Origin of the sequence: Janthinobacterium sp. GW456P, assembly GCF_002127655.1 — a bacterium.
In the GTDB taxonomy this organism is placed as follows: domain Bacteria; phylum Pseudomonadota; class Gammaproteobacteria; order Burkholderiales; family Burkholderiaceae_D; genus Janthinobacterium.
The window spans coordinates 302,213-307,701 of record NZ_NEHB01000003.1 but is presented as its reverse complement, the minus strand read 5'-3'; the positions used below and the strand labels follow the sequence as shown (position 1 = coordinate 307,701).

The following is a 5,489-nucleotide window of genomic DNA, read 5'->3' as shown; positions in this document are numbered from 1 at the left end:
CGCGCCGCGCGCCACTTCGCGCGGCAAGGCGTCGAATTGCCGGGCAAAGCGCTGCAGCCGGGCCCAGGCCCGCTCGTGCTCGGGGTGGGCGGCGCGCCAGGCGGCGCAGGCATCGGCGTCGGCCGCGCTGGCGTCTTGCGCCCACAGTCGCGCCATCCACTCGGCGGCGCGCGCAAGCACGGCGTGGGCGATGGGGGCGCCGTCCGGTTGGGAACTCATGCGAATTGCGCCGCGCAGCAGGCCAGCAGGGCGCGCGCTATGTATTTTTCCACCGACGAGACGGAGACGCCCAGGCGAGCGGCGATGTCGGCATAGGCCATGCCTTCGAGCTTGCACAGCAGGAAGGCGTCGCGCACTTTCGCGGGGAGGCTGGCCAGGATGGCGTCGATTTCCAGCAGCGTCTCGACGATCAGCGCGCGCATTTCCGGCGTGGGGACAATCGCTTCCGGCTGCGCGGCGATGGCGTCCGCATACGCCGCCTCGATATGCCGGCGGCGGAACAGGTCCACCACCAGGCCATTGGCGATCTGCGCCAGATGCCGGCGCGATTCTTCCGGCTGGGGCGCGCGGCCACGCGCGAGGATGCGCAGATAGGTGTCGTGCGCCAGGTCGGCCGCATCGAAGGCGTTGCCCAGCTTGCGGCGCAGCCAGCCCTGCAGCCAGCCGTGATGGTCGCTGTACAGGATGTCGATTTGATGGTGCAGTTCCAGTTTTACTTCCAATTCGGGGCGTAGCATGCGACCTTTCCATGCCATGGTCCGCGGGACAGTGTGGCCTTGATGCGATTGAGAATTGTTCGTATTGTAGCCCGATTGTCTGGACTTGTGGCCCGGCAGTGGCGGGCCAGCAACGCTATCAAGCCCGCATCAGGCCGAGATCAGCTTGATATCGGCCACCCGCTCCACCAGCCACACGCACGCCACCAGGGCAATCGCCAACGACCCGACGGTCAGCACTTGCCGGTACAGCCCGGTCTTGCGCAGCAGCCAGGCGACGGGCAAGAAGGCGGCGACGATGGCCAGCTGGCCGATTTCCACGCCCACGTTGAAGCCCAGCAGGCTGGCCAGCAAGGAACCCTGCGGCAAGCCCAGGTCGCGCAGCACGCTTGCAAAGCCGAAACCGTGGATCAGGCCAAAAGCGAAGGCGGCCACGGGGCGCTTGCTGCGGAACAGGGGCAGCAGGTTGTTCAGCGCGGCCAGAATGACGGAAGCGGCGATCGCCGACTCCACCCAGCGCGAGGGCAGCGAGACGAGCGACAGGCTGGCCAGGCTCAGGGTGATGGAATGGGCCAGGGTGAACGCCGTGACGACTTTCAGCACGTCGTAGAAGGCCGCCTTCAGACCCTGCTGCCGTTCGCGCAAGCCCGGCAGCAGCACGGCCGGCAGCAGCAGCGACAGCAAGAACAGGATATGGTCGTAGCCGATCCAGATATGCCAGATGCCGTGTCTGACGTAGGCGCCGAACTGCGCCAGGCGGTCGGGCGCCGTCAGCGAGATGGTCTGGCGCGGGCTGTCCGGATCGAAGATGGCCGTCTGCGTGGCGCCGCCGCTATCGATCTTGAGCAAGCCCTTGTGCTGCGGGTCGAGGTCGGCGAACAGGGTGTAGCCGATGCTCACACTGGCCGGTGCGGCGCCGGGGCACGTGGCCTGGAAGCGCAGCACGTTGTAGGCGCCGTCCGTGTGGCGGTCGATCAACTGTTCGACGGCTTGCAAGGGGCAGGCGCCCTGGTCGCTGGCCACTTGCAGGCGCTGCAGCGCGTAGGCGGCAATGGCCGCATGGCGCGCGCGGATTTCATCCCAGGTCAGCGCGCCGTCGCCATTGCCATCGAGGCCGATGGCGAAATCGAGGTCGCGCAGGGCGATATCCCATTGCCCCTCGATCCGCTGGCCGTGCACGGCCAGGCTCAGATAGCTGTCGCTGGGCTTGTGGGCTTGCGCGGGACTTAGCCATATGCAAAGCAGCAGGATGAAGAGGCCGCGTTTCACAGTACCCCCGCTTTCCTGGTAAAACTGATTTTTTGTCCCTCCTGCGGCCCCAGCTGCCTGACGAGGCGCTGCAGGGCCTCGTCTTCCACGCCGTTGGCGGCGATCCAGGCCAGCACCGGTCGCGCGGCACCGTAGTTGCGCGCGGCCAGCGCCGCTTCGAGCAGGATGCGCATGTCGGGCACTTCCTTCTGGATGGCCCAGTTTTTCTGCGCCAGCTGCAGCGCGGCCGGCACGTCCTGCTGCAGGAACAGGGCAAATCGGGCTTGCTCGCGCTGGTGCACGGTATCGCCCCGTTGCATGGCGGCGTTGAAGCGGGCCGCCAGTTCGGCCTTGGCCGCCAGGAAAGCCGCTTGCTTGCCGGGCAGCGCTTGCAGGGCCAGCGCGTAACGCAGCAGCAGGGCGTCGATGCGCTGCCGGTCTTGCAGCAACTGGACGACTTCCTGCGGGCGCTGCCGGTCGAGCAGGAAATCGGCATAGGCGCCCAACAGATAGCTGTCGCGCGGCTGCCGCGCCAGCGCGCTCTTGTAGCGGGTGTCGGCCAGCGTGGTTTCGCCGCGCCGCGTGGCCATTTCCGCCAGCAGGGTGGCAGCCCAGCTTTCGAGCTCGGGCGCCGCGCCGGCGCTCCTTTGCAAGGTCAGCTCCAGCAGGCGCTCGCTGGCGGCGGCGCGGCCCGTGACGCTGGCCACGTTCGCGATGCAGGTGACGGTGACGAGCTGCGTCGTCAGGGCTGACAGGCGGGCGCAGCTGGCTGTCGCGTGCGCGTAATCGCCCTGTACCGTGAGGACGGTGGCGCGCGTCAGCCAGGCCTGGGCGTTCTGCGGCTGCTGCGCGATGACGGCATCGAGGTCTTGCAGGGCGGCGCCGAAGTGGTGGGTGCTTTGCAATATGGTGGCGCGCAGCAGGCGCACGGGCAGGGGCGGCGCCGCCTGCCGCCACCAGGGCGCCAGTGCCGCCTGCGCATAGCCGAGATAGCGCGGGTCCGTGTCGCTGCGCGCCAGGGCGATGTAGCGCTGCGCCAGGCTTGCCGCCAGGGCCAGGTCTTGCGGCGTGGCGTCGAGCCGCTGGCGCAGGGCGCGCAGTTCACTCTGCGTGGCATCGGCGCGGCGCGGCAGCTGTTCGATGACGGCGCTGCCATCGTTCGGCGTGTAGGGCGCGGCCCATGCCAGCACGGGCAGGCAGGCGCACAGCAGGGAAATCGGTGTTTTCATCGCGGACGCTTCCGTGTCGACGGTCGAAGGGCGCAGGCGCCGGGCATTCATGCCCCGGCGCCTGCGTGAGGCTTACAACGGCACCGGTTCCGTGTCTTCCGGCGATGTCGCCATGATGGTGTCGATGGCCACGCCATCCTTGTCATCGCTGGTGGTCAGAATGACGTTGCTGACGGCCACATAAAACGCATCGAGCAAGACCACGGGCGGCGGATTGACGCCGCCGTTGCCGTTATCGCCGCCGTGGCTGCTGCCGCCGCCACCGCAGCCGGCCAGCAGGGCCGTGAGCGCCAGGGCGCCGCTTACATAGAGCTTTTTCATTGCATTCTCCTTGTTACAGCTGCGGCGAACCGGCCACGGGCGTTTTCAGGTAAGGGAAGCCTGCCGTGAAGGAGGTTTCATCCAGGAAAGCGCCGTCCGTGAAGTGCAGGCCGCCGGCCGGGGCGTCGGCCGGGGCGCAGCCGATGTTCAAGGTGCACAGCTTGCCCATGGCTACGCGCAGCACCACGTCGACCACGTCGTCGCCGGGGCGGCGGCCGTTCGGGAAACCGGCGTTATCGCCGCCGATGACGCCGAGGCGGTTTTGCGCGCCGACATTGGTGGCGGCGATGGAGGTGTTCAGGCGCAGCATTTCCGATGCCGTCACGGTGACGGGCTGGTTGACGCCCTTGATGCCCGTCAAGAAGGTGGCCACCAGGTCGTTGCGGGGGAAGTTGGTGGGCGCCTTGGCGCCTGCCGAGCCGAACAGCACTTCCACGAGGGCCGGCGCCGTCGGATTGGTGACGTAGTCGGCGAATTGCGCGTCGCCGGACGGTTTGCTGGCGTTGAAGCGGTCCTTGTTCTTCAGGCCGATGACCAGTTCATTCACCAGCGGCATGCCCAGGCGCGACACTTGCACCCACGCGCCGCCTTCCTTCGACGCCGTGGCGGTGGTGCCCGGCGCCGGGTTCAGCAGGCGTCCCTGGCGCAGGCTGGCCGTGGTCCAGCCGCCGATGACGGGCTCCAGGCCGGCCGTCAGGCAGGCGGTCGGCACTTCCATCTCGATGGCCGTGACGTTTTTGCGGGCCAGGTCATCCTTGGCAGCCGATTCCGCGTTGGCCGCGAATTCCGTGGCGGGCGCCTTGATGTTGATCAAGTCGAACGTTTCGCCCAGGTTGACCACGAACGGGTCCTTGCGCTGGCCGACGAACATGCGCGCCGGCGTGGCGCAGCCGGGGATATTCACCGTGTAGACGTGCTGCGCGGCATAGGCGGCATAGTTGGGGATGGACTTGGTGCCGATGTAGTCGACGGGCTTGTCGAAGGTCGTGCCGCCGCCCGTGGCATTGGTCACGCTGCTGCGCGTGCCCGTGCGGCGGTCGCCCCGCACCACCGTCACGCTGTAGGTTTCGCGCACGTTCAGGCCGGCCGGGTTGACTGTGTCGATGGCGCCGCCGTTGATGACGAGCGGAATCGAGACTTTCTTGCCGCCCACGGTGAACTGGCCATCCTTGATGGTGTTGCTGAAACGGAACTGGAAGGTGAGGTCTTCCTTGCCGTCGCCGTTGTTGTCGATGTGGATTTCGTACAGGGCGTTCGGGTCCATGGCGAAATAGTTGGGGCCGCCGTAGGCATCCTGCAGGGGAATATAGTCGGCCACCAGGGTGGTGTAGGCGCCGCGGCCCGCTTCATAGCTGCGGAACATATAGAAGTCGGTGGCGTCGACTTTCGGGTTTTGCGTGATGAACGGCGCTTCGCGGTGGCTGGAAGCATGGGCGGCTGGCGCGATGGCCAAGGCCAGAAGGTTGCCCAGGAGTGCGGCGCCCAGTGCGGTTTTCGAGTGTGACAATGACATTTCGATTCTCCCGATTTTGTGTTTGCGTTGACAGGCAAGTCCAGGAAACTGCAGGCTGCCTGGCTTATACGCACGGGGGAAGAAAACGGATTCACTGCTTCGAAAAGGATGTCATTGCCTTACCAGGCCAGCACTTTGGGGCCGATGACCGCGCCGATGGCGGTCGGCAGCAGCATGCCCAGCACGTACCAGAAACCGACGAAGCTGGCGGCCAGTTCCGGGCAGTGCAGGCAATACACGAGGGCCGCCAGGCCGCCGGCGGCGAACCCGGCAGCCGCGCCGGCCAGGCGCAGGCGCGTGGGCGCCAGCTGGCGCATCAGGCGCAGCACGGCGGCCAGGATGGGCAGGGACAGCAGCGCGATCAGCAAGGGGCAGCTGCGCCAGGTGGCGCCCCAGAACAGCTCGGCGCGTTGCTCGGGCGGGGCTTCCTGCAGGATGATGGCGCCCAGCGCCCACATCAGC

The 5,489-nt window shown here is 67.2% G+C and carries 7 protein-coding genes; all 7 read right to left on the bottom strand.

Annotated features, from left to right (window positions below; translation table 11 throughout):
- Positions 1–219: DUF4880 domain-containing protein (locus tag CBW66_RS05525; protein ID WP_139843042.1), on the bottom strand; the 219-nt coding region annotated here is incomplete at its 3' end.
- Positions 216–737, bottom strand: a complete 522-nt coding sequence (locus CBW66_RS05520) for a sigma-70 family RNA polymerase sigma factor (protein WP_086136964.1) — start codon at positions 735–737, stop codon at positions 216–218. The genes CBW66_RS05525 and CBW66_RS05520, both read right to left, overlap by 4 nt.
- A gap of 129 nt (positions 738–866) precedes the next feature.
- Complete coding sequence (locus CBW66_RS05515; protein WP_086136963.1) at positions 867–1,985, bottom strand: HupE/UreJ family protein; 1,119 nt, start codon at positions 1,983–1,985, stop codon at positions 867–869.
- Complete coding sequence (locus CBW66_RS05510) at positions 1,982–3,244, bottom strand: lipopolysaccharide assembly protein LapB (RefSeq protein ID WP_230492126.1); 1,263 nt, start codon at positions 3,242–3,244, stop codon at positions 1,982–1,984. Before CBW66_RS05510 ends, CBW66_RS05515 begins: the two co-directional genes overlap by 4 nt.
- Positions 3,245–3,265: 21 nt before the next feature.
- A complete protein-coding gene (locus CBW66_RS05505) occupies positions 3,266–3,514 on the bottom strand; it encodes a hypothetical protein (protein ID WP_086136962.1) in 249 nt (82 codons plus the stop codon).
- Positions 3,515–3,527: 13 nt separating this feature from the next.
- Complete coding sequence (locus tag CBW66_RS05500) at positions 3,528–5,027, bottom strand: DUF4331 domain-containing protein (protein WP_086136961.1); 1,500 nt, start codon at positions 5,025–5,027, stop codon at positions 3,528–3,530.
- Positions 5,028–5,146: 119 nt separating this feature from the next.
- Positions 5,147–5,489: DUF1109 domain-containing protein (locus CBW66_RS05495; protein ID WP_139843044.1), on the bottom strand; the 343-nt coding region annotated here is incomplete at its 5' end.